Source organism: Promicromonospora sp. NPDC019610 (genome assembly GCF_044389365.1).
Lineage (GTDB): Bacteria > Actinomycetota > Actinomycetes > Actinomycetales > Cellulomonadaceae > Promicromonospora.
In genome coordinates, this window is the sequence record NZ_JBIRXX010000001.1 from 222,462 (window position 1) to 245,962 (window position 23,501).

The 23,501-nt window shown below is 70.1% G+C and carries 19 protein-coding genes; 11 read left to right on the plus strand and 8 right to left on the minus strand.

Annotation, left to right across the window (positions count from 1 at the left end):
• Positions 1-104 precede the first annotated feature (104 nt).
• The 8 genes from ACH45N_RS00965 to ACH45N_RS01000 all read left to right on the plus strand — a co-directional run bounded on the left by ACH45N_RS00965 (position 105) and on the right by ACH45N_RS01000 (position 11,115).
• A complete protein-coding gene (locus ACH45N_RS00965) occupies positions 105-740 on the plus strand; it encodes an NUDIX hydrolase (RefSeq protein ID WP_397390295.1) in 636 nt (211 codons plus the stop codon).
• A complete protein-coding gene (locus ACH45N_RS00970) occupies positions 737-2,983 on the plus strand; it encodes a DUF6049 family protein (protein WP_397390297.1) in 2,247 nt (748 codons plus the stop codon). The genes ACH45N_RS00965 and ACH45N_RS00970 overlap by 4 nt, the downstream gene beginning before the upstream one ends.
• A gap of 85 nt (positions 2,984-3,068) precedes the next feature.
• Positions 3,069-4,805: a murein biosynthesis integral membrane protein MurJ gene (gene murJ, locus ACH45N_RS00975; RefSeq protein WP_397390300.1), complete on the plus strand. Its 1,737-nt coding sequence runs from the start codon at positions 3,069-3,071 to the stop codon at positions 4,803-4,805.
• A gap of 167 nt (positions 4,806-4,972) precedes the next feature.
• On the plus strand, positions 4,973-6,850 hold the full coding sequence (locus ACH45N_RS00980) for a hypothetical protein (RefSeq protein WP_397390302.1): 1,878 nt from the start codon (positions 4,973-4,975) through the stop codon (positions 6,848-6,850).
• 276 nt (positions 6,851-7,126) lie between these two features.
• Positions 7,127-8,101 (plus strand): thioredoxin-disulfide reductase, encoded by a 975-nt coding sequence (gene trxB, locus ACH45N_RS00985; protein ID WP_397390304.1) that lies wholly within the window; start codon positions 7,127-7,129, stop codon positions 8,099-8,101.
• A 68-nt stretch (positions 8,102-8,169) separates the two neighbouring features.
• A complete protein-coding gene (gene trxA, locus ACH45N_RS00990; RefSeq protein ID WP_377227371.1) occupies positions 8,170-8,496 on the plus strand; it encodes a thioredoxin in 327 nt (108 codons plus the stop codon).
• Positions 8,497-8,680: 184 nt separating this feature from the next.
• Entirely contained in the window at positions 8,681-9,991 is a 1,311-nt protein-coding gene (locus ACH45N_RS00995; RefSeq protein ID WP_397390306.1) for a PLP-dependent aminotransferase family protein, read from the plus strand.
• 98 nt (positions 9,992-10,089) lie between these two features.
• Entirely contained in the window at positions 10,090-11,115 is a 1,026-nt protein-coding gene (locus ACH45N_RS01000; protein ID WP_397390308.1) for a D-alanine--D-alanine ligase, read from the plus strand.
• A 122-nt stretch (positions 11,116-11,237) separates the two neighbouring features.
• Here the strand turns inward: ACH45N_RS01000 and ACH45N_RS01005 are convergent, their stop codons facing one another.
• Together ACH45N_RS01005 and ACH45N_RS01010 are read right to left on the minus strand one after the other, a co-directional pair.
• Entirely contained in the window at positions 11,238-12,518 is a 1,281-nt protein-coding gene (locus ACH45N_RS01005; RefSeq protein WP_397390310.1) for a ParB/RepB/Spo0J family partition protein, read from the minus strand.
• Between the two features lie 94 nt (positions 12,519-12,612).
• Positions 12,613-14,625 carry an AAA family ATPase gene (locus ACH45N_RS01010; protein WP_397390312.1) on the minus strand — a complete coding sequence of 671 codons (2,013 nt, stop codon included), beginning with the start codon at positions 14,623-14,625 and terminating at the stop codon, positions 12,613-12,615.
• A gap of 1,099 nt (positions 14,626-15,724) precedes the next feature.
• Here ACH45N_RS01010 and ACH45N_RS01015 point away from each other — a divergent pair.
• A complete protein-coding gene (locus tag ACH45N_RS01015; RefSeq protein ID WP_397390314.1) occupies positions 15,725-16,222 on the plus strand; it encodes a hypothetical protein in 498 nt (165 codons plus the stop codon).
• 111 nt (positions 16,223-16,333) lie between these two features.
• On the opposite strand, the gene rsmG is transcribed toward ACH45N_RS01015, so the two are convergent.
• The 6 genes from rsmG to rpmH all read right to left on the minus strand — a co-directional run bounded on the left by rsmG (position 16,334) and on the right by rpmH (position 19,808).
• Positions 16,334-17,005, minus strand: coding sequence for a 16S rRNA (guanine(527)-N(7))-methyltransferase RsmG (rsmG, locus tag ACH45N_RS01020; protein ID WP_397390316.1), 672 nt, complete (start codon positions 17,003-17,005; stop codon positions 16,334-16,336).
• Positions 17,006-17,117: 112 nt separating this feature from the next.
• The gene (locus ACH45N_RS01025; RefSeq protein ID WP_397390318.1) at positions 17,118-17,669 is read right to left on the minus strand and encodes a protein jag; all 552 of its coding nucleotides are present in this window, start codon (positions 17,667-17,669) and stop codon (positions 17,118-17,120) included.
• An 11-nt stretch (positions 17,670-17,680) separates the two neighbouring features.
• Positions 17,681-18,901, minus strand: a complete 1,221-nt coding sequence (gene yidC / locus ACH45N_RS01030; RefSeq protein WP_397390320.1) for a membrane protein insertase YidC — start codon at positions 18,899-18,901, stop codon at positions 17,681-17,683.
• An 83-nt stretch (positions 18,902-18,984) separates the two neighbouring features.
• Positions 18,985-19,293, minus strand: coding sequence for a membrane protein insertion efficiency factor YidD (gene yidD, locus ACH45N_RS01035; protein WP_397390322.1), 309 nt, complete (start codon positions 19,291-19,293; stop codon positions 18,985-18,987).
• Positions 19,290-19,667: a ribonuclease P protein component gene (gene rnpA, locus ACH45N_RS01040; protein WP_397390324.1), complete on the minus strand. Its 378-nt coding sequence runs from the start codon at positions 19,665-19,667 to the stop codon at positions 19,290-19,292. Before rnpA ends, yidD begins: the two co-directional genes overlap by 4 nt.
• 3 nt (positions 19,668-19,670) lie before the next feature.
• Positions 19,671-19,808 carry a 50S ribosomal protein L34 gene (gene rpmH / locus ACH45N_RS01045; RefSeq protein WP_010849920.1) on the minus strand — a complete coding sequence of 46 codons (138 nt, stop codon included), beginning with the start codon at positions 19,806-19,808 and terminating at the stop codon, positions 19,671-19,673.
• Positions 19,809-20,240: 432 nt separating this feature from the next.
• Between rpmH and dnaA the strand changes: the two genes are divergently transcribed.
• Both dnaA and dnaN read left to right on the plus strand, forming a co-directional pair.
• On the plus strand, positions 20,241-21,677 hold the full coding sequence (gene dnaA / locus ACH45N_RS01050; protein WP_108492793.1) for a chromosomal replication initiator protein DnaA: 1,437 nt from the start codon (positions 20,241-20,243) through the stop codon (positions 21,675-21,677).
• Positions 21,678-22,336: 659 nt separating this feature from the next.
• The gene (gene dnaN, locus ACH45N_RS01055; protein ID WP_397390327.1) at positions 22,337-23,470 is read left to right on the plus strand and encodes a DNA polymerase III subunit beta; all 1,134 of its coding nucleotides are present in this window, start codon (positions 22,337-22,339) and stop codon (positions 23,468-23,470) included.
• The last annotated feature ends 31 nt before the right edge of the window (positions 23,471-23,501 follow it).

Genomic DNA, 23,501 nt, shown 5'->3' on the forward strand with positions numbered 1-23,501 from the left:
CTCATGCGGACATGGTGCGGACGTGCCGGGGCGACCCGGTGCCCGAAACCGCCCGCACCCCGCGCCTGACCAGATCAACGGTGGTCAGTCGGTAGTGTTGGGGCATGTCCACCCCTGTTCCGGCGAGCGACCGTCCAGACGGTCGCCCGGAGGTGCCCACGCCGCCCGGCGGGGCGCCGCTGCGGGTGAATCCTGCCCGGCGTGCCGCCGCGACGAGCGCCCCGGTACATCTGCCGATCGTGGACGAGACGTCGGCCGGCGGGCTCGTCCTGCGCGCCGAGTCCGACCGGCCCGAGGAGTTCAGCGCGGCGGTGCTGCTGCGCCGCAACCGCACGGGCCGCCTGGAGTGGTGCCTCCCCAAGGGGCACCTCGAGGGCCGCGAGACGCCGCAGGAGGCCGCGATCCGCGAGATCCGCGAGGAGACCGGGATCCGCGGCTCGATCCAGGCCGAGCTCGGCGTGATCGACTACTGGTTCACCGGTGAGGACCGGCGGGTGCACAAGGTGGTGCACCATTACCTCTTGCGCGCGGAAGGCGGTCACCTGACCGTGGAGAACGATCCGGACGGCGAAGCCGAGGACGCTCTCTGGGTCAGGGTCGACGAGCTCGCCGAGCGTTTGTCGTACCCGAACGAGCAGCGACTGGCCGTGGCCGCCCTGGATCTCCTCGTCTCGTCGAGGAACCTCCGGGACGCACTGCGCGCCGACGCCTTCCCCACGGAGCGCCCAGACCTGCCATGACGCAGCACGCCGACTTCTCCCGCAGTCCCGCCCGCAACCGGGCGGCCCGCCGTACCGGCGCGCTCGGCGCCGTGCTCCTGGCGGGCGCGCTGCTCGTCGGGTCCGCGCTGCCCACGGCCTCGGCCACCGGTCCGACCGCGGCGCGCACCACCGCGGACGCCGCCGCCACCCGGCCGCTCGCCACGACCGAGGCCGCCGCCGGGTCGCTCGACGTCGCGATCACCGACATCTCGCACCCCGTCTCGCACCCGGGGGACGAGGTGACCATCCGTGCGAAGGTCACCAACACGAGCAGCGCCACGGTGTCCGACGCGGTGGCCCAGCTCACCATCGACTACGTGGCGATCACCTCGCGCACCGAGATCGAGGAGTGGGTCACGGCCGACCTGTACGAGCAGGCCCGGGGCAGGCCCATCCCGAAGACGATCGGCGACCTCGCGGCGGGCGCGTCCAAGAACGTCTCGTTCACCTACGACCCAGGGGCCGAGACCTTCAAGGGCTTCGGCGCGCGGAAGCTCGCCGTCTCCGCCGGCGACGCCACCGGTCGCCTGGGCATCGCGCGCTCGTTCCTCGTGTACGACGCCGACGGCCTGGAGCGCGAGCCCATGCAGGTCAGCGTCCTGGCCGCGGTCACGAGCCCGGCCATCGACCCGGCCGACCCGAGCACCGCCGAGCTGGAGCTGGCCCAGCAGGCCGCCTCCGGCCAGCGGCTCGACGGCGTGCTGCAGGTCGCGGAGAACACCAAGCTGTCGCTGGCGATCGACCCCGACACCATCGCCGTGGCCGCGACCTCGGACGACCCGGCGCTCATCGAGTGGTCCGAGCGCATGACGGCGGCCGCCGCGAGCACCACCACGTACTCCCTCCCCAGCCACGACCCCGACCTCGCCGCGCTCGCCCACGCGAACGTGCGCACCACCGGCGCGCGCAGCTTCCTCCAGGCACCCCGCAAGGGGAACTGGGAGGTCCCGGAGTCGTGGCAGAAGAACATCTCCTGGCCCGCGGACGGCGTCGTTCCTGACGTCGAGACCGTCGGCCTCGGGGTCGCGGCGAAGCGCGGGCACCTCGTGGTCGGCAGCGGCGGGCTCGCCTACGAGGGTGCCGGCACCGTGACGGGGCGGGCGGACGTCCGCACGCCGTCCGGCACCGCGCGCGCGGTCGTGGCCGACACCAACCTCACGCGGACCTTCCTCGCCGCCACCGACCTGTCGGACGCGGACGAGGTGACGTCCACGGAGAGCTCCGCCTCGACGAATGCCGCGACCACCGCGTCCACCCCGACCGAGGGCGCGCAGCGGCTCCTCGCGGAGACGGCCGCCGTCGTGACCCAGACGCCGGTCGACCCGCCGTCGCTGACCATCGTCGCGCCGCGGACCTGGACGCCCGACGCCGAGGGCGCGAGCAAGATCCTGAACGAGCTCGACGACGCAGGCTGGGTCGACGTCACGACCGTCGACACGCTGTTCGCGCAGGACGCCCCGGACGTGGCCCGTACCGCCCTGTCGAAGCGCACGGTGGCCAAGGGCGAGCTCGGCGCGACGAACGTCGCAGCCCTGGAGCGGGCGCGCGACGCCGTCGTGACGTTCTCGTCGGTCGCCGTCGACCACTCCTCCCAGATCTGGCGGCCGGGTGTGACCCGCCTGATCGCCCCGCTCGCCGTCGCGCACCGGGCCGACACCGGGCTCCGGGAGGCGCTCGTCAAGCAGACCCTGGAGGCGTCGAACGCGCTCACGCAGCAGTCCGTGACCGTGGTGCCGCGCCAGGACGTCAACTTCATCACGGACAAGGGCAACATCCCGGTGCGCGTGCGCAACACGCTCGGCGTGGACGCGACGGTGACGGTGGTGCTGCGCCCCGACCACCCGCGCCTGACCGTCGACGCGCGCAGCACCGAGGTCATCCCGGCGGGCCAGGAGATGGACGTGCAGGTACCGGTGCGGGCCATCGGCTCGGGCGACGTCGCCGTGACCGCGCAGGTGCTCACCCCGACCGGCGCCAAGATCAGCGACGACTCGTCGTTCCAGGTCCGCGTCCGCGCGGGCTGGGAGGAGCTCGGCACCTGGATCGCCGCCGGCCTCGTCGCGCTGCTGTTCCTGTCGGGGATCTGGCGCACCGTGCGTCGCGGCCGTTCCCCGTACCGTGCCACCAGCAAGGACGTCGAGGAGGCGACCGGTGCGGCCGCCGAGACGCCGGAACCTGCCCAGGCGGCGAAAGCGGACTCCGTGGCCGCCCGGGCAGAGTAGTGTTTCGGCCGCCGCACACGTCTGCCGAACAGCGCCGGGCAGGGGCCCAGACCACGGGAGTAGTCGCTTGACCCAGGAGAACGCCGTGACCGCACCGACCGACCCCGCGTCGGATCCCAGCGCCGAGGCCGCGGGCGGGCCGGGTACGCCCGAGACGCCGACCGCGGCGGCGTCGTCGACCAGCAGCCTGGGGCGCAACTCGATCGTGATGGCGGCCGGCACGGCCGCGTCCCGCCTCGGTGGCCTGGTCCGTAACCTGATGCTGGTGGCCGCCATCGGTGCCACGGGTACCGTCGCCGACGCGTTCGACGTCGCGAACAAGCTGCCCAACGTCCTGTTCGCGATCCTCGCGGGCGGCATGCTGAACGCCGTCCTCGTGCCGCAGATCGTCAAGGCGTTCCGCGCGCACAACGCGCAGGAGCGTGTCGACAAGCTGCTCACGATCTCCGCCGTCGGCATCCTCGCGATCACCGCGGTGCTGACCGGCGGCGCCGCGTGGGTCGTCATGCTCTACACCGACGGCTGGTCGGCCGAACAGCTCGCGCTGGGCACCGTCTTCGCGTACTGGTGCATCCCCCAGCTCTTCTTCTACGGCCTCTACACGCTGCTGGGCCAGGTGCTCAACGCCCGCGAGCAGTTCGGGCCGTTCATGTGGGCGCCGGTGGCCAACAACGTGGTCTCCGTGCTCGGGTTCGGGATCTTCCTGGTCGTGTTCGGCGGCACCGACGCCGGGATCAACGACCTCACCGAGTGGAACACCCCGCGCACCGTCCTGCTGGCCGGCACGGCCACGCTCGGCATCGTGGCGCAGGCGCTGGTGCTGCTCGTCCCGCTGCTGCGCTCCGGCTTCCGCTGGAACCTCCGCCTCGGCCTGCGGGGCATCGGCCTGCGCTCGGCGGGCGCCGTCGCGATGTGGACGTTCGCCGCCGTGGTCCTGGAGCAGGCGGGTGTCCTGTACCTGACCCGGGTCGCGTCCGAGGCGGGTGCCGCGAGCACCGCCACGGAGTCGTTCGCCGGCAACGCGTCCTACACGCAGGCACTCCTGATCTACCTGCTGCCCCACTCCCTGGTCACGGTATCCATCGCCACCGCGCTCTTCACGGGAATCAGCAAGGCCGCGCAGGAGGGCGACACCGATCGCGTCCGAGACGACCTCTCCCTGGGACTGCGCACCATCGGCGTCTTCACCGTGTTCGCCACCGCCGCGCTCGGGGTGCTGGCCGGGCCCGCGACGGCGTTCATCGTCCCGACCGCGGGAGCCGAGGACACCGCGCTCATCGCGCCCGTCCTGGTCGCGCTGTCGTTCGGGCTGGTGCCACTCGGCGGCATGGCGCTCATGAAGTGGGTCTTCTACGCCTACGAGGACGGCCGCTCCGTCTTCTGGATCACCGTGCCGTCGACGGTCGCCCTCGTGGCCGGCCTGGTCGCGGCGCAGATCTGGCTGCCGATCGAGTACTGGGTCGTCGCCGCGGGTGGCGCCTACGCCCTGTCGAACTGGATCACGGTGCTGCTGCGCACCGGCGGCCTCAAGCGCAAGCTCGGCGGGCGCCTCGACGGCGGGCGCATCTTCGTGCTGCACGCCAAGGCGGTGCTCGCCGCGGCGGTCGCCGGAGGTGCCGGGTGGGGCGTCTACCAGCTGGTCGGCGGGTTCGACGTCCTCTCGTTCGACAAGGGCTGGTTGTTCACGATGCTCAGCGGCCTCTGGGTGACGGCGCTGTGCGGCGTGGTCATGCTCGCCGTCTACGTGCTGCTCCTCCGCCTGCTGCGCGTCAAGGAGCTCAACGGGCTGCTCGGCCCGGTCCTCGCCCGCCTGCGGCGCTGACCCGCCCCCGTCGTACCGGAAGCGCAGCCCGCGCGCGTGGGCTGCGCTTTCGTACATACGGACGATGCCTCGGCGGGTGGGCAGCGGTTCCGCGTAGCATGGCGACGGTGCGTGACGGTCGCGGTCACGTACCTGCTAATGTCCCCCGACCGAGCGAGGAGGTCCGCGTGAGCACCGTCGAACCTGGCACCGTGCTGGTCGAGAGATACCGGCTGCGCCAGCAGGCGACCACCGACCTTGCCGCGGCGACCGCCTGGGAGGCGCACGACCTGATCCTGGACCGCGAGGTCCGCGTCACGCTCGTGACCGGGCCTTATACCGGTGACGCCCTGGACTCCGCCCGGCGTGCGGCACTCGTGACGGACCCCCGCCTGGTCCGCGTGCTCGACGCCGGGTCCGACGCCGACGGCCGCAAGTACGTGGTCACCGAGCCCTACACCGGCACCACGCTGACCGAGATCATCTCGAGCGGCCTCGTGGACGAGCAGCAGGCCCGCGCGATCGTCGGCGAGGCAGCCGGCGCCCTCGCCGTCGCGCACGCCCGCGGCGTGCACCACGCCGCCCTCCGCCCGGAGGCGGTGCGGGTCGACGGCCACCAGGTCCGCGTCACGGGCCTCGGGCTCGACGGTGGGCTCGCCTCCGGCGACACGCTCAACGTCAAGCCGGCGGAGCTCGACGCCCGGGGCCTCGTGGCTCTCCTCTACTACGCGATGACGGCGCGCTGGCCCGGCCAGGACCTCGAGGCCGACTGGATCGCGAAGGACACCCTGATCCCGCTGCCGGCGCAGCTCGACGACTCCGGCGCCGTGGCGCCTCTTTCCAGCTTGGTCCCGCACGTGGACACCGAGATCGACGGCCTGGTGGCCCGGACGTTCGACACGTCCGGAGGCACCGACGGGCCGAAGAACCCCGACGACGTCACCGCGGCTCTCCAGCCGTGGGGAGAGGTTTCCGTAGTGGCATCGCTGCCTGGATTCGTGCAGCCCGAGCCGGAGGAGCCGCGGCGGCAGTCCATCGCCGACGCCTTCGGAGGCGAAGGAGCTCCGCCCGCGCGGCGCCCCGTCACCGGCCGGATCGCACGTACCGACGAGACAATGGCCATGGGAGCCGGCGGCAACGTACCCGCCGGCTATCCCGAGCCCCAGAACGACTACACCTACGAGCCGCAGGCCTACGGGCAGCACGCGCCCGTGCCTCCCCCACCGCCCGAGGCGGCGCCGGCCGGCTACCCGCCGGTGGGCTACGACCAGTACGGCCAGCCCGTCGCACCGGCCCAGCCCGGCTACGACCAGTACGCGCAGCAGCAGCCGCAGCAGCAGCCGCAGCAGTACCCTCCGCAGTCCTACGCGCCGGGCGGCTACGACCCGAGCACCGGCGGCTACTACGAGCAGGACGGCGGTTTCGCCACCCAGCCCGCGCCCAAGCGCGGCGGCGTCAACCCGACGCCGATTGTGCTCGGGCTCGTCGGCGTGGCCGTCGTGGCGGGCCTCATCTGGGCCATCAACGCCGTCCTCTCGCCGACCCCGGACATGATCGCCGACGCGACCCCGTCACCCACGGTCTCCACCTCCGCGGGTGCGGACGGGGGCAGCAGCGAGCCGTCGGCGCCCACCGAGACCGAGGCGCGTCCGGTGATCGACTCCGGGACGCTCCTGGGCGAGCTCGACTGGGAGGGCAACACCCTCGATCACCCCGAGGCGGTCGAGCGGGCCTTCGACACCGACCCGGCCACGTTCTACTTCACGACCACCTACCAGCGGGCGGCGTTCGGCGGGTTCAAGGACTTCCTGGGCATGGAGCTGCGGCTCCGTGAGCCGGCGTCGGTCTCCAAGATCGAGCTGCTCACCAACACTCCCGGCGGCAAGGTGCAGATCCTCAAGGGTGGCGAGGGCGGCGAGGTGCTCGCCGAGGGCACCTTCGCGGAGACCACCACCTTCGAGCTGCCGGAGCCCGTCGTGAGCGACTCGTTCACGATCTGGGTCACCGAGCTGCCGCAGGTCTCGGACGGCTTCCGGCTCGAGCTGAGCGAGGTCGTGCTGAGCTGACCGACGGTCGTCGCGACCAGAACGAAGTGACGGCCGCGAGCTGACGGCCACGAGCAATACGGAACGCCGGCGGGTCCGAACCACATCATGTCGATGGGTTCGTTCCCGCCGGTGTTCTTTCGTGACAGGATCGGCTCGGAGACCCAACATATCGACGGATGTCGATGTTGTGTGGCGAGATTCACGTCCACGACCGAGCCCCGGGGGACCTGGGCTGGAACACTGGGACCCGCTCGCGTGTTGTTGCGTGTGCCCATGGAACTCGAGGAGAACACCTTGACCGATCAGACCACCGCTCCGGCCGCCGGCACCACCGACGTCCCCGTGCTCGACGTCGTAGTCGTCGGGTCCGGTCCCGCGGGATACACCGCGGCCATCTACGCGGCTCGTGCCGGCTTCGCGCCCGTGGTCATCGCGGGTTCGGTCACCGCGGGCGGCGCTCTCATGAACACCACCGAGGTCGAGAACTTCCCCGGCTTCCCCGCCGGCATCCAGGGCCCTGACCTGATGGACGCCATGCGGGAGCAGGCGGAGAAGTTCGGCGCCAAGGTCATCTGGGACGACGCGGAGCAGGTCGAGCTGACCGGCGACGTCAAGACGATCGTGACGGGCGGCGGCGACACCTACCGCGCCCGCTCCGTGATCCTGGCGACCGGCTCGGCCTACCGTGAGCTGGGGCTGCCCGACGAGAAGCGGCTCTCCGGCCGCGGTGTCTCGTGGTGTGCCACCTGTGACGGCTTCTTCTTCCGCGACCAGGACATCGCCGTCGTCGGCGGCGGCGACTCCGCGATGGAGGAGGCGACGTTCCTGACCCGGTTCGCCTCGAAGGTCACCGTGGTGCACCGCCGCGACGACCTGCGCGCCTCGAAGATCATGGCGGAGCGCGCCACCGCGGACCCGAAGATCGAGTTCGCATGGAACAGCGAGATCGCCGGCATCACGGGCGACGACAAGGTCGCCGGGCTCAGCCTGCGCGACACCGTCACCGGCGAGGTCCGCGACCTGGACGCGACCGGCCTGTTCGTCGCGATCGGTCACGAGCCCCGCACCGACCTGGTCAAGGGCCAGGTCGACCTCGACGAGAACGGCTACATCCTCGTGGAGGGCCGGAGCACCCGCACCAACCTTCCCGGCGTCTTCGCCTGCGGCGACGCCGTCGACCACACCTACCGCCAGGCGATCACGGCCGCCGGCTCGGGCTGCTCCGCGGCGCTCGACGCCCAGGCGTTCCTCGACTCGCTGAACGACTGATCTCCGGCCGGCTGCCACCGACCGCGCCCCACCGGGCCCCCGCGGGGCCATGAACAAGGAGATGCTGGATGAGCACCATCAAGGTCACCGACGACACCTTCAAGAGCGAGGTCCTCGACTCTGACATTCCCGTCTTCGTGGACTTCTGGGCTACCTGGTGCGGCCCGTGTCGCATGGTGGCGCCCATCCTCGAGGAGCTGTCCGACGAGTACGAGGGCAAGATCAAGATCGTCAAGATCGACACCGACGAGAACCGGCAGACCGCCATGGACTACGGCATCGTCTCGATCCCGACGCTCAACGTATACAAGGGCGGCGAGGTCGTGAAGTCGATCATCGGCGCCCGTCCGAAGCGCGCGCTGACCGAGGAGATCGACGAGGTCCTCGCGGGCTGACCTGCCTGCCCCTGCGTGATCGAGCGCGTGTCCGGCCCACCCCCCACCGGGGTGCGGCACCGGGCACGCGCTCTTCGTTCGCCCTGGTCCGGGAGCAGGTCTCGGCACCCGAACCGCGTAGTCTCACCGTTTCGCTACGAACGGGTACTCGGTCGAGCACACGGTGCGTGCGAGACTGGCGGGCGTGAACGAGCTTCCCGAGACTGCCGGTAACCGCCTCGACCCGTGGTTCGGTTCGTACGCGGCGCGAGCGCACGGTATGCGCGCCTCGGAGATCCGAGCGCTCTTCTCGGTGGCCAACCGTCCCGAGGTCGTGTCCCTGGCCGGCGGGATGCCGTACCTGGAAGGGCTGCCGCTCGACGTCATCGCCGACACGATGCAGCGCCTCATCGTCACCAAGGGCACGACGGCGCTCCAGTACGGCTCGGGCCAGGGCGAGGAGGTGCTCCGCGAGCACATCACCCAGGTCGTCGCGCTCGAGGGTGTCTCCGCCCATCCCGACGACGTCGTGGTGACCACCGGCTCGCAGTCCGCGCTCGACCTCGTGACCCGCATCTTCGTGGACCCGGGCGACGTGGTCCTCGCGGAGGCGCCGTCGTACGTGGGTGCGCTGGGCGTCTTCCGGTCCTACCAGGCCGACGTCGTCCAGGTGCCGCTCGACGCCGACGGCCTGGTCCCCTCGGAGCTCGACGCCGCGCTGACCCGCCTGGCGGCCGACGGCCGGCGCGTGAAGTTCCTCTACACCGTGCCGACCTTCCAGAACCCGGCCGGCGTCTCGCTGTCCGTCGAGCGCCGCCCCCAGATCCTGGAGATCTGTCGCCGGCACGGCGTGCTCGTGCTGGAGGACAACCCGTACGGGCTGCTCGGGTTCGACACCGAGCCGATGCCCGCGCTGCGCTCCTACGACACCGACGGCGTGCTGTACCTGGGCTCGTTCTCCAAGACGTTCGCCCCGGGCTACCGCGTCGGCTTCGTCATCGCGCCGCACGCGGTCCGTGACAAGCTCGTGCTCGCCAGCGAGTCCGCCGTTCTGTCGCCGTCGAACGCCTCCCAGCTCGCCGTGGCGACGTACCTGGAGACGTGCGACTGGAAGGCCCAGATCAAGGCCTACCGCGAGACCTATCGCGAGCGGCGCGACGCCCTCGTGGGGGCGCTCGGCGAGTACCTCCCCCGCGCGTCGTGGAACGTGCCGAAGGGCGGTTTCTTCGTGTGGGTTCGCCTGCCGGAGGGCCTCGACGCGCGGGCGATGCTGCCCCGTGCCGTCACCGCCCGCGTCGCGTACGTGCCGGGCACGGCGTTCTACTACGACGGCAGCGGCTCCGACCACATGCGCCTGTCGTTCTGCTTCCCCACCCCGGAACGGATCCGGGAGGGTGTGCGGCGGCTGGCCGGCGTCGTCAACGGCGAGTCCGAGCTGGTCGAGATCTTCGGCACCTCCGCCCAGCCCGGCGCCGACCCGGACGACGTCGAGGGCCCTGCACCCGACCTGGCGTGAGCCCCCGCCCCTCGACGGACCCGCAGGTCACACCGCTGACCTGCGGGTCTGACACGATGGCAGCTGACCGTTCTCCATCCCGACCGAGTGAGTCCTCGATGACCAGTCCCGCCCCCGTCCCGACCGAGCCGGCCGCGCCAGACACACCCCTCGCCCCCGAGCCGCACGACGCCGCGTGTCGCTCGCCCCTGGTGGCCGTCCTCGCCGGTGGCCTGTCGCACGAGCGGGACGTCTCCCTGCGCTCCGGACGCCGGGTCGCCGAGGCGCTGCGCGCCACCGGCCTGGAGGTCCTGCTGCACGACGTCGACGCCGACCTCCTGTCGTTCCTGCGCACGACCCGCCCCGACGTCGTCTGGCCGCTGCTGCACGGCGCCTCCGGTGAGGACGGCTCCGTGCGCGACGTCCTCGACATGGTCGGCCTGCCGTACGTGGGCACCGGGCCGCGCGCGAGCCGCGTCGTCTGGAACAAGCCGATCTCGAAGGCCGCGCTGCTCGACGCCGGGCTTGCGACGCCGGACTACGTGACGCTCCCCCAGAGCCTGTTCCGCGACCTCGGCGCGCAGCCGGTGCTGGACACGATCCTGCGGCGCATCGGCCTTCCCCTCGTGGTCAAGCCCACCGAGGGCGGCTCCGCGCTCGGCGTCACCGTCGTGACCCGCACCGAGGACCTGCCGCGGGCGATGGTGGAGTGCTTCGCGTACGGGGAGACGGCGCTGGTCGAGCGCGCGATCGACGGTGTGGAGCTCGCGGTGAGCGTGATCGAGGGCGCCGACGGTCCCGAGGCCCTCCCCGCGGTGGAGATCGTGGCCGACGGCGGCTACGACTACGCCGCGCGCTACGTGGCCGGCGAGACCGAGTTCTTCGCGCCGGCCCGGCTCAGCTCGGAGCAGGCCGACCTGGTGTCGGAGGTCGCGGTACGCGCACATCACGCCCTGCACCTGCGACACCTCTCGCGCACCGACATGATTCTCGACCGGTCCGGCACCGCGCACGTGCTGGAGGTCAACGTCGCGCCGGGTATGACAGAGATGTCGCTTCTACCTCAGGCGGTGGCCGCGAGCGGGCACGACCTGTCGGCGCTCTACCGGGCGATCATCGACACGGCGCTGGTGTCCGCGCGGTAGCAGGTCGTTCTCGGACGCCCTGGGCTGCCGGCGCGTGTCGACAGCTCCCGCGCAAGGCTCAGGGCCGGCATCCCTCGTGGGTGCCGGCCCTGAGCCTTGTGCCTGTCCGCTGGGCGGGTGCGTCAGTCCTCGGACGCTGGCCGCAGCAGGCCGCGCTCCTCCGGTGCCATGACGTTGAGGATGCGGTTGAGGTCCTCGACCGAGGCGAACTCGACGGTCATGCGGCCCTTGTTCTTGCCGAGCGCCACCTTGACCCGGGTCTCGAAGCGGTCGGAGAGCCGGGTCGCCAGCTCGTCGACCGCCTCGCTGCGGGTGCCGGCCCGCGGCGCCTTGCGTGCCTTGGTGCCGTTGCCGTCGGACTCCGTGAGCATCACGATCTCCTCGGTCGCCCGGACCGAGAGACCTTCGGACACGATGCGCTGCGCGAGACGCTCGATCTCCGCGCCGTCGCTCAGGCCGAGCAGGGCACGCGCGTGGCCGGCCGAGAGCACGCCCGCGGCGACGCGACGCTGCACCAGTGGGGGCAGGCGCAGCAGGCGGAGGGTGTTGGAGATCTGCGGACGGCTGCGCGCGATCCGGTTCGCCAGCTCCTCGTGCGTGCAGTCGAAGTCGTCGAGCAGCTGACGGTACGCGGCAGCCTCTTCGAGCGGGTTCAGGTTCGAGCGGTGCAGGTTCTCCAGGAGCGCGTCCCGGAGCATGTCGCCGTCGTCGGTGTCGCGAACGATCGCCGGGATGGTCTCCAGCTCGGCCGCCTGCGTCGCGCGCCAGCGCCGCTCGCCCATGATGAGCTCGTACTCGCCCGGGTGATCCTTGTCCGGGCGGACGACGATCGGCTGGAGAACACCGATCTCCTTGATCGAGTCGACCAGCTCGTCGAGGTCTCCCTCGTCGAAGACCGTGCGCGGCTGCCAGGTGTTCGGCCGGATGGCGGTGACGGGCAGCTCCGCAAACCGCGCGCCCGGCACGGGGACAAGATCCGGTGTTTCACGTGAAACAGCTTCGGGTGCACTCTCCTCCCGGCTGAAGAACGCATCGTCCAGTGCCGACGCCCCGGTGCCTTCACTCGCCTCGTTGGCGACCGACAGCCGGCCGCTGGCGATCGCTGAGTCCCACTTCACCGTGCTAGGGCGCGGTCCCGTGTTCTTGGGAGCGGCTTTCTTCTCCGTGACCTGCTCAGGAGCCTGCTCCGCGATCGTGTCCACGGAGCCGGCGCCGACGAGCGCCTGGTCCGCCGGGGTCTCGGCAGGCGCCGGACGCTCCTCGACGACGGTAGCGACCGAGCCGCCCAGCACGCTGTCCGCGCCGTCCGACTCCCCGGCTCCGGGAGCCCGTTCGTCCAGCTCCGGACCCGTCGGGATCAGGGCGCCCAGGCCCCGCCCGAGCCCGCGTCGCTTCGCAGTCATCGTGTCTCCTCGTAGGTTCCGGTCCAGCGCGGAGCGCGGACGGGCTTCATCTCAAAGACGAGATGCAACGCATCTCGTTCGTCACTGCCGAGCATCAGTCCTGCGCTCCGACCGGCTCCGCCTTCAGCGCGCGGCGCGGGCTCGACCCGCCCTGGCCCCGCTCGGCCAGCTCTCGGGACGCCTGAAGATACGCGAGTGCCCCTGTGGATGTCGCGTCGTAGGTCATCACCGTCTGGCCGTAGCTCGGCGCCTCGGAGATCCGGACCGACCGTGGGATCGTCGTCTTGAACGTCTCGGCCGGGAAGTGCGACCGCACCTCCCCTGCGACCTGCTGCGCCAGGTTGGTCCGCCCGTCGTACATCGTCAAAAGGATGGACGAGACCCGGAGCTCCGGGTTGAGGTGGGAGCGGATCAGGTCGATGGTCTTGAGCAGCTGGCTCAGGCCCTCGAGCGCGTAGTACTCGCACTGGACAGGAATGAAGACCTCGCGACCCGCGACGAACGCGTTCACCGTCAGGAGGCCGAGGCTCGGCGGGCAGTCGATGAGCACGTAGTCGATGCGCTCCTCCCCTGCGGCGACCCGGTCAGCGAGGTACTTGTCGAGCGCCTTGCGGAGTCGCGTTTCACGTGAAACAAGGGAGATCAGCTCGATCTCGGAGCCCGACAGGTCGATCGTGGCGGGGACGCCCCAGAGGTTGGGGATGTCAGGGCACTGCTGAATCGTGCTCGCCAGGGGCTCGCCCTCGACGAGGATCTCGTAGACCGAGGGCGTTCCCGCCCGGTGCTCGATCCCGAGCGCCGTCGAGGCGTTGCCCTGGGGGTCGTTGTCGATCACCAGGACGTTCAGGCCGGACTGCGCGAGCCCGGCCGCGATGTTGACCGTGGTGGTCGTCTTGCCGACGCCACCCTTCTGGTTGGCGACCGTGATGATGCGGGTCTTCGGCGGGCGCGGGAACTTCCGCCCCTGAAGTTCGATGCGTCGGCGAGCGTCCATTGCGAGCTCGGCGGCGACAGGAGTCGTCTCGTCAACGGCCGGGACGGTCGCGATGAGGGCCGAACGCCGCTCGTCATCGCCACCGTGCGGGCCGCCCGTGGGCTGCTGAGTGCCATGGGGCGTCTGCACGGACCCGGTCGTTTCACGTGAAACACCGGGAGCGGAGAGGCTCTGCACAGGAATCGGATCCGTCACGCGGACACTGTAATCGCTGGCCCCCGCTTCTGGCTTGGCCTCCGGTGCGGTTTCTCCGTCGAAATGTGTGAATTCGGCATCGACGAAGTCCACCATTTCGTCGTCGGCCGTCATGGTCGCCGAGCCGATCACCGCGGGGGCAGCGTTCACAGCCGCGTCGAGAGCCTCGCTTGCCCGCTTGATCGCATCTGCCGGGATGGGGCGGCGCGAGGGCAGCTCCTCCATCAGATCCGGGTCGTCCGCCACTGCCTCTGACGGGGACGGCACCTCGACCCGCTCCGGGGCCGGCTCCAGCACTTCCGTCATCTCGTCGATCTCCAGTACCTCTGCCACCTGCGTGGCGTTGTCGTCGTCGTCCGCGGCCGACCTCGTCACGGACTCGATCAGCTGGCTGAGCTCAGCCACGTTCTTTCCCTCGGGGTCCGGCTTGTCCTGACCCCACACCTCGTCACGCGGTCGACCCGTCACGATCTCGGCCGGCGGCGGAGCCATGTCCTGGGACGACGGCACGCTCGTGTCCTCCGCCCCCTCCCCCGGGCTTTCCACGAGGGACGCAGCGGAGCCAGAAGTACCGCCTGCCTCCTGGTTCGCCCCGGTGCCCGCCTCGCCGTGCCGCTCCCTGTCGGCCGACATGGTGGAGGAGTCGGACGCAGCTTCGTCGAACGCCTCCGGGGTGGGCGAGACGAGGGGCGCGTTTTGTGGCGGTGCCGCTGCTTCCGCCTGTGTCTCGGCACTGGTGGGACGGAGGCTTCCTACGCCGTGCGGGGTGTCGCCCTCCGGCCGGAGCGGGGCCTCGCCCTCGGCGCCGTCCGGTACGCTGCCGTCCGGTGTGGCGCTCTCCGGGACGTCATCCGCGGTGTCGCGCGCAGTCCCGTTCAGGACGGCGACGGCGAACGGGCCCTCCGACGGCTCGTCCACGGCACGGTCCGGCTCTTCTCTGTCGACGGCCCCTCCGACCGCTGCCCGTCCCCCGGCAGGAGATTCAGCCGCCACAGCGCCGGCCGCTGCCAGCCCCGCCGGTTCAACCTCTGCCAGCTGCCCGTCGGTCAGCCCTGCCGCAGAGTCCGCCGCTGTCGGCGCCGCTCGTGATGCGGAGTCCACAGGAGTGGCGTCGGGGACGGCCGCCGCTGACTCCGAAGCGGACGAGTCGGACGTATCTGCCTTCGCGGCGGATGCCGCAAGAGCTGCAGCCGCCGCCGCTCGCTTGGACTTTCGTCTGAAGAAGCACACCCGTGTAACGCTACGGTCGCGTGCCTTGTCGAGCGTGCCGAAACGCCGTCCCGAAGGCGATCAGATCCTCCTCGACCGTCCGAGCTGCACCAGAGGCGTGCCCTCGGGATCGGAACGGGGAAACCGAGCTCGTGAGGCCGCCGCCACTCGCACCGTCCGGCGTCCGATCCCACATCCACGGTTTCCCCGAACGCCACCGCTCGGTTTCACGTGAAACGCCTCCGACGCACCGCGAGGATCCCCGGCGGCCGCCGCGGTCGTTCCCCGGCTTGGCTCCCCTTGTTTCACGTGAAACGGACCCGGCGCGCATGGTTCGCCCTCCTGGGCACGGCGCGCCAGCCGCCGCTCCCGCCCGACCTCCGGTTCCGACTCACGGACTCACGGACAGCAAGCGCGGACCTGTGATGCCTCGATCGAGCGCCGGTCGAGTTCGGGCCGACCTGAGTCAGCCTCGCCTCCAGTGAGCCCATCAGGGTCCAGGCCTACCCAGCGCGGCCGAGCCTGGCTCCGTCCAGATCAGACACTGTTGCGGCTTGACTCCGTCGCGGTTCGCGCAGTGCTGGCCCGGCTCCGTCGGGCCCTGCGCGACCCCGCCTGCCGCCGGCCAGGTCCCCGGAGTTCAACAGACCCGTCCCGCCCACGCAGACCCGGCGTCAACGGCGCCACTGCAGATCAGGACCCCTACCAGTCCGTCCCCGCCATCTCAGAACTGGTATGCCCGGACCGGTCCCGTCTCCCCCTATCCTCGAATCGCCCAGGTACGTCTGACTCCACGCAGGGAGGCGTCTTGTCCGGACCCATCACCCGAGCCACCGCACTCGTCACCGCGTTCACGGCAGCGCTCGTGCTCGCCTTCGCAGCCCCCGCCAGCGCCGCGACGTTCCTCACTCACGCGCAGGCGACCGCCCAGCTCAGCGCCGCCGGCATCTCCTGGACGTCGAGCGGCGGATGCAGCAACCGCAACGTCGCCACCTGCACGTCCTTCGACCAGGTGCGGCAGACCACGATCGACGGGATCAAGACGTTCCGCTCGGCCAGCGGATGCGCCATCACCATCACCGGCGGCACGGAGACCGGACACTCCAGCGGCACCTACAGCCACTGGAACGGCTACAAGCTCGACACCCGGCAGAGCACCTGCATCGACAGCTACATCAGCAACAACTTCACGTACGTCGGATACATCTCCGGCTGGGGCTACCAGTATCGCTCCGCCGCCGGGAACCTCTACACCGACGAGGGCAACCACTGGGACATCCTCTACTACAACTGCGGCGGCTGCTGAGGCCGACAGGCCTGACCCGGCCCGCAGCCCGGGGTTGCCGAGAACCAGGAACGGGAGCGGTCGCCTCTGGCGACCGCTCCCGTTCCACGTGAAACATGACTGCCCGGAAACCTACTTCCCGCGGCGCACCCGAACGATCGTCGTCGTCTCGACGCCCTCCACCGTCGACCCCTCGAGGATCTCCGGATCTCCCGTGGCGTACTTCCGCAGGATCTTGCGTGCGGGCTCGACCTCCTGCGCCACGTTGCGTCCCTTGAGGATCACCAGCTCGCCGCCAACCCGCACCAGCGGCATGCTCATGCGCACCAGCTTCGACAACGCGGCGACGGCCCGTGAGGTGACGGCGTCAGCCTCGAAGGCCCCGTGATACTCCTCGGCGCGCCCTCGCTTGATCTCGACGTTCGCCAGCCCGAGCTCGGCCACGACCTCGGCCAACCACGTCGTCCGGCGCTCCATCGGCTCGACCAGGATCACCTGCAGCTCGGGCCGCATCACCGCGATCACGATGCCAGGCAGTCCGGCACCCGATCCGATGTCGGCGACCGATCCGTTCGCGGGGAGGTACGGGACGACCGCCGCGGAGTTGAGGATGTGCCGCTCCCAGATGCGCGGTACCTCACGCGGACCGATCAGCCCACGGAGCTCCCCCTGGTCACGGAGCAGCTCGGCGAAGCGCACCACACCGTCGTACGCGTCGCCCAGGTAGGCCTTGACCGCATCACTGGCACCCAGCGTCTCGCCGTCGAACACCTCGACGTCGGTCGAGCCGGCATCCCCTGCCACGTCCGAACCGTCCACGTCCCGTCCCTCCACTCGCTGTCGTAAGAAGCCAAACACACCGAGGGCCGGCACACGTCCTCGGGACGCGCACCGGCCCTCGGCCGAAACCATCGGGTCAGTCGGCGACCGCGGCCGTCCCGGCCGGCTGGACCACGACGTACCGCTCCGGCTCGACGCCGCGCGAGTCGCTAACCAGGCCGGCAGCGGCAACGGCGTCGTGCACGACCTTGCGCTCGAACGCGTTGAGCGGCTCGAGCTCGACCTCGGCGCCGGACTCCTGCACCTGCTCGACGGCCCGCTCGGCGATCCGCGTGAGCTCGACACGACGTGCCGCCCGGTAGCCGCCGATGTCGAGCATCAGCCGGCTCCGGTCGCCGGTCCGGGTCTGCACCGCCAGGCGGGTGAGCTCCTGCATCGCGTCGAGCACCTCGCCCTCACGACCGATGAGGTGCGCGAGCGACTCGGGGTCGTCCGCCACCACCTCGACCGCCGCGCGGTCGTGCTTGATGTCCAGGTCGATGTCGCCGTCGAGGTCGGCGATGTCGAGGAACTCCTCGAGGTAGTCGGCGGCGATCTCGCCCTCCTCCTCGAGGCGCTTGGTGCGGTCCTCCGGATCCGCGACCGTGGCCGCGGGATCGGGGGCGGCCGTACCTGTGCTCGCGTTCATCGCGTCTCCTCCTACTTCTTCTGCTTGCGCTTGCCCGACGACGCCGGGGTCGCCCCGGGCGCGGTGCCGGACGGCTTGGGCTTCGAACCGGGCTGCGTGCTGGACTGCTTGGGTGAGCCGGACTGCTTCGGCGTACCGGACTGCTTGGACCCGCTCGACTGCTTGGACGTGCCGACCTGCTGCTTGCCGGTCGATCCGTCGGTGGGCGCATCGGCCGGTGCGTCGGTGACGTCCTTGGGGGCGGACTGTGCGATCGCCGGGCGCGTGGGCTCCGGACGGGTGCCGCCCTTCTGCCGGTTCTTCCGCTTGGGCTGGACACGCTGGCCGCTCTTCGGCTCCTCGACCACCGGGACGTCCTCCTCGATGACCCCGCCGTTCTTGGCAGCCTTCTTCGCGGCCTTCGCGGCCTGCCGCTCCTTCATCTGCTTCTCGGCGACGGAACCAGGCGTCGGCATGCGCTTGATCGTGTAGTACTGCTGGCCCATGGACCACAGGTTGGTGACGGTCCAGTAGATCAGCACACCGACCGGGAAGTTCACGCCGGAGATCGCGAAGACGATCGGCAGCATGTAGAGCATCAGCTTCTGCGTCTGCGCCATCGGGCCCTCGAGAGCCGACGGCGGCATGTTCTTCATCGTCAGCTGGCGCTGCGTGGTGAAGGTCGTGACGCTCATCGCGACGATCAGCACGATCACCACGATGCGCGAGGTCATCGAGTCGGTCTGCAGGAAGACGTCGCTCAGCTGCGCGCCGAACAGCGTCGACGACTCGATGTCGCTCGCGACCTCACGAGTGATCGGGCCGATCGGATCCTGCGCGCCGGTCGAGATCGGCTCCAGGCCGTTGAGCACCCGGAAGAGAGCGAAGAAGATCGGCGACTGCAGCAGGATCGGCATGCACGACGCGAACGGGTTGGTCCCGTGCTTCCGGTACAGCTCCATGGTCTCGCGGGTCATGTTCTCGCGGGACGCCGGGTCCGTCTTGCCCTTGTACTTCTTCTGCACGGCCTGCAGCTCGGGCTGGATCATCTGCATCCCGCGCGAAGCCTTGATCTGCTTGAAGAACAGCGGGATGAGCAGCACGCGGATCACGATCACCAGCGCGACGATCGACAGCACCCACGCGGTCCCTGGGCCGCTGGACATCCCCAGCGTCGTGAACAGCCAGTGTGACCCGTACATGATCCAGGCCACGACCCACTCGATGGGGTAGAGGAAGGCGAAGAAGTCCATCGGTCAAGAAGCTCCAGAGTTGGTGACGCGAAGTCTGCGGTAGGTGCGAGGGGGTCGTGTACGGCGGCACGAGCCGAGGCAGGTCAGCTCTCGGCGTGGGTGTGCGTGCCGCGCGCGGGCGGCACGTCGTCAACGCCGCCGAGACTCCACGGGTTGCACCGCAGCAGGCGCCACAGCGCGAGACCGAGCCCGCGCAGCGCACCGTGGCGACGCAGCGCGATCAGGGCGTACTGCGAGCAGGACGGGTAGTACTTGCAGCTCGGGGGGCTCATCGGGCTGATGAACGCCTGGTAGAACCGGACCATCCCCACGAGGAGGGTCACCGGTAGCCGTCCGATCAGCGAAGGCTCACGCGCCGGTGCCTCATCCTCAGGGGCAGGGATGGTGGTCATCTCTTCCCGTTTTCGGAGACGCGCGCGACGGCGCGCCGCAAGCACGAGTCGAGGTCGCGGTCGAGGTCCGCGTAGCTCGCGTCTGCCGACGGCGGCAGCGCGCGCACCACGGCACGAGCGGAGCTGGGCAGCGCGGAGAGCTGGCCGAAGGCGGCGGCACGGAGCCGGCGCTTCACCAGGTTGCGCTGCACGGAGTTACCCACAGCCTTGGAAACGACAAAACCGACCTGTGGAGTTCCCGATCCTGGGTCCGGGACATTTTCGTCCGGGACCAGGAGGTGAACCACCAAGGTCGATCGACCTGCGCGCGTGCCGCGGCGCACCGTCCGCTCGAAGTCGACGGAACGGCGCAAACGGTGCGCCGCGGGCAACATGGCTCAGGCTGAGAGCTCGGCGCGACCCTTACGCCGGCGAGCTGCCAGGATGGCGCGGCCGGCACGGGTGCGCATGCGCAGCCGGAAGCCGTGGGTCTTCGCACGACGGCGGTTGTTCGGCTGGAAGGTCCGCTTGCTCACGAGGTACTCCAAGAACGTCGGGGTAGGCACACCGTCTGTCCTCGACGATGCAGTGAATGGTGGTCGCTCAGTGGTTCGATCGACCGAGCCGACCCGGGGCCCGGCCCATCGGTCCTGGCCGACGTCGGAGGACGTGGCTCGAATCCGTGTATGGGCGCGCAGAAGTACCTGGAACGGCTGTCTGACGTTACGCCGCGCGGGGCCCCCGGGTCAAACCAGAACGGCAGGATCATGCGTGTCGGACGCGCCACACCGCGCGCCTCGCCGACCTTCCCCACCGGGCCGTCCTGCCTGGCTACACACCACTTACCCAGGCGTGATCCGCGCCATCCACAACCTGTGGACAACTGTGTGGACGGTGCCTCATCATGGCAGACTCCAACACACCCCCAGCGTCGCGCACCACCCCACGCACGAGACTAAGGAAAGCCAGTGGCCAACCCGGACGAGAACATCGGCGATGTCTGGGCGCAGACCCTGACAGCGCTCGAGGCCCGGCCCGACATGAGCCCCCGGCAGCTCGCCTTCATCCGTCTCGCCAAGCCCATGGCTGTGCTGGACGACATGGTCTTCATCGCCGTCCCCCACGAGCAGACGCGGACCTACCTGGAGACGGCCGTCCGCGACGACCTGGTCTCCGCGATGTCATCGGTGCTGGGACGCGACGTCCGCTTCGGTATCACCGTGGACCCCGAGCTGAGCAGCAGCACGCTCGCCGGGCCGTCCCAGATCTCCGGCCCGGCGGCGCTCTCCCTCGAGCACGAGCCCCCGGAGCCCGAGCAGGCGCAGATGCCGATCGCGCCGCAGCCCGCGCCCAAACCGTCCGCCGAGCCCACCCGGCTGAACCCGAAGTACATCTTCGAGACGTTCGTCATCGGCTCGTCCAACCGGTTCGCGCACGCGGCGGCCGTCGCCGTGGCAGAGGCTCCGGCCAAGGCGTACAACCCGCTCTTCATCTACGGCGACTCGGGACTGGGCAAGACCCACCTGCTGCACGCCATCGGGCACTACGTCCACAACCTCTATCCACACATCCGCGTGCGGTACGTGAACTCCGAGGAGTTCACCAACGACTTCATCAACAGCATCGGCGAGGGCAAGGCCGGCGCGTTCCAGCGCCGGTACCGCGACGTCGACGTGCTCCTCATCGACGACATCCAGTTCCTGCAGGGCAAGGAACAGACGATGGAGGAGTTCTTCCACACCTTCAACGCGCTGCACAACGCGAACAAGCAGGTCGTGATCACGTCCGACGTCCCGCCGAAGCAGCTCAACGGCTTCGAGGACCGCCTGCGGTCCCGCTTCGAGTGGGGCCTCATCACGGACGTCCAGCCCCCGGACCTCGAGACGCGCATCGCGATCATGCGCAAGAAGGCCGCGAGCGAGCACCTCGACGTGCCGGCCGACGTCCTCTCCTACATCGGCTCGCGGATCTCGACGAACATCCGTGAGCTCGAGGGCGCGCTCATCCGGGTCACCGCGTTCGCCAACCTCAACCGGCAGCAGGTCGACCTGGCACTCGCCGAGATCGTCCTGAAGGACCTCATCACCGACGACGACGACACCGCGGAGATCACACCCGCTGTCGTGATCGCGCAGACGGCCGCCTACTTCGGCCTCACCATCGACGACCTGTGCGGCTCGTCACGGTCCCGCGTGCTCGTCACCGCCCGGCAGATCGCCATGTACCTGTGCCGTGAGCTCACCGACCTGTCGCTCCCCAAGATCGGGCAGCAGTTCGGCGGCCGCGACCACACGACGGTCATGCACGCGAACAAGAAGATCGCCGGCCAGATGGCCGAGCGCCGCTCGACCTACAACCAGGTCACCGAGCTCACGAGCCGGATCAAGCAGCAGCAGCGCGGCTGACGCGGCGCACCTCACACGGGCTGCCTCCCCCGGCCTCGCTCTGCCCGAAAATCGGGGCATAGAGCCCACTTCCACATCTTTCAACACCCCTGTGCACAGCGAGACCGGTGCACAGGGGTGTTGCGTATACGCACCTCCACAGGGCTGTCCACACGCGGAACGGCGGATTACCTGGACTCGGCCTCGCTTGTCCCCAGCGCTGTGGACACAACCTGTGCAGAACTTGGTGCGGAGCGCTGACCAGCCGATACACACCTGGGGACAAGCCTGTGGACGGGTGTGGACGAAGGCCTGTTTTCTGTGGGCGACGGGGCCTCGATCGGTGGACAGCCTGTGTGTAAAAACTGGCCGTCCACAGCGGTCCCCAGTTCATGCACAGATGGCCCCACAGCTCCTCCACAGGAGGAAATGCCCTCTGACCTGCGGAAAGACACGATTTCCCCAGTTTCCACAACACCGACTACTACTACGACAGTTATCTATCAGGGGGAATCCACACGCCTTCATAAGCCGGTCGAGCGCTTCGGCTACCTCTTCGAACACTAGTACGAGACGCTCCGTGAAGTCCATCCACAGCCCTGGCCTGTCGAGTGCCGCGAGGTCCCCAACTCGCGTAGGGTTTCCCTCGACAGCCCAGGAACAAGAGGAGATGTAACGGCATGAAGTTCAGGGTCGAGCGCGACGTTCTCGCCGATGCCGTGACATGGACCGCTCGCACGCTCCCCACGCGCCCGCCGGCACCGGTGCTTGCCGGGGTCCGGATCGAGGCCGACGCGCAGGGCGTGATCAACCTCGCGAGCTTCGACTACGAGACGTCCGCGCGCTCCGAGATCCCCGCCGAGGTGGCGGAGCCGGGCACCGTGCTGGTCTCCGGCCGACTGCTCGCCGAGATCTCCCGTGCGCTGCCGAACAAGCCGGTGGATGTCGCGCTCGAGGGCAACAAGGTCGTCGTCACCTGCGGCGCCAGCCGATTCACACTTCTCACCATGCCTGTGGACGAGTACCCGGCGCTGCCGGGGCTGCCCGAGGTCAGCGGCACCGTGTCGGGTGACGCGTTCACCCACGCCGTCGCGCAGGTGACGGTCGCCGCCAGCCGCGACGACACGCTCCCCCTGCTGACCGGCGTGCGTGTCGAGATCGAGGGCGAGCGCATCACCCTCCTGTCCACCGACCGCTACCGCCTTGCGCTCCGCGAGCTGACGTGGACCCCGGCCACGCCGGGCTTCTCGGCCGTCGCGCTCGTGCGGGCACGTACGCTCAACGACGTCGCCAAGTCGCTCGGCTCGGGCGGCGGTCTCGTCAACGTCGGTCTGTCCACAGGCCAGGGCCTCGACCTCGTCGGGTTCGAGGCCGGCGGCCGGCAGACCACCTCCCAGCTGGTCGACGGCGACTACCCCGCCGTCCGCCGCCTGTTCCCGGACAGCACGCCCATCCACGCCGTGGTCGCCACCGCCCCGCTGATCGAGGCGGCGAAGCGGGTCAGCCTGGTCGCGGAGCGCAACACGCCGATCCGGCTCTCGTTCAGCGAGGGCCAGGTCGTGCTGGACGCCGGCCAGGGGGACGACGCGCAGGCCTCCGAGGCGCTGGAGGCAGTCCTGGTCGGTGAGGACATCGCGGTCGCGTTCAACCCGCAGTTCCTCCTCGACGGCCTGGGCGCCCTGGGCACGGACTTCGTCCGGCTGTCCTTCACGCACCCGAACAAGCCGGTCGAGTTCACCGGTCAGGGCAGCCTGGACGGCGAGGACGACTCCGCCTACCGGTACCTGCTGGTGCCGATCCGCTTCACCGGCTGACGAGTTCGACACGCCGTCCCGCAGGACGGCG

Bases quoted from the DNA above. Each gene is read 5' to 3' on its own strand.
- ACH45N_RS00965 (WP_397390295.1), top strand. From the start codon at position 105: ATGTCCACCCCTGTTCCGGCGAGCGACCGTCCAGACGGTCGCCCGGAG.
- ACH45N_RS00970 (WP_397390297.1), top strand. From the start codon at position 737: ATGACGCAGCACGCCGACTTCTCCCGCAGTCCCGCCCGCAACCGGGCG.
- trxA (WP_377227371.1), top strand. From the start codon at position 8,170: ATGAGCACCATCAAGGTCACCGACGACACCTTCAAGAGCGAGGTCCTC.
- ACH45N_RS01000 (WP_397390308.1), top strand. From the start codon at position 10,090: ATGACCAGTCCCGCCCCCGTCCCGACCGAGCCGGCCGCGCCAGACACA.
- ACH45N_RS01005 (WP_397390310.1), bottom strand. From the start codon at position 12,518: ATGACTGCGAAGCGACGCGGGCTCGGGCGGGGCCTGGGCGCCCTGATC.
- ACH45N_RS01025 (WP_397390318.1), bottom strand. From the start codon at position 17,669: ATGAACGCGAGCACAGGTACGGCCGCCCCCGATCCCGCGGCCACGGTC.
- yidC (WP_397390320.1), bottom strand. From the start codon at position 18,901: ATGGACTTCTTCGCCTTCCTCTACCCCATCGAGTGGGTCGTGGCCTGG.
- yidD (WP_397390322.1), bottom strand. From the start codon at position 19,293: ATGACCACCATCCCTGCCCCTGAGGATGAGGCACCGGCGCGTGAGCCT.
- rnpA (WP_397390324.1), bottom strand. From the start codon at position 19,667: ATGTTGCCCGCGGCGCACCGTTTGCGCCGTTCCGTCGACTTCGAGCGG.
- dnaN (WP_397390327.1), top strand. From the start codon at position 22,337: ATGAAGTTCAGGGTCGAGCGCGACGTTCTCGCCGATGCCGTGACATGG.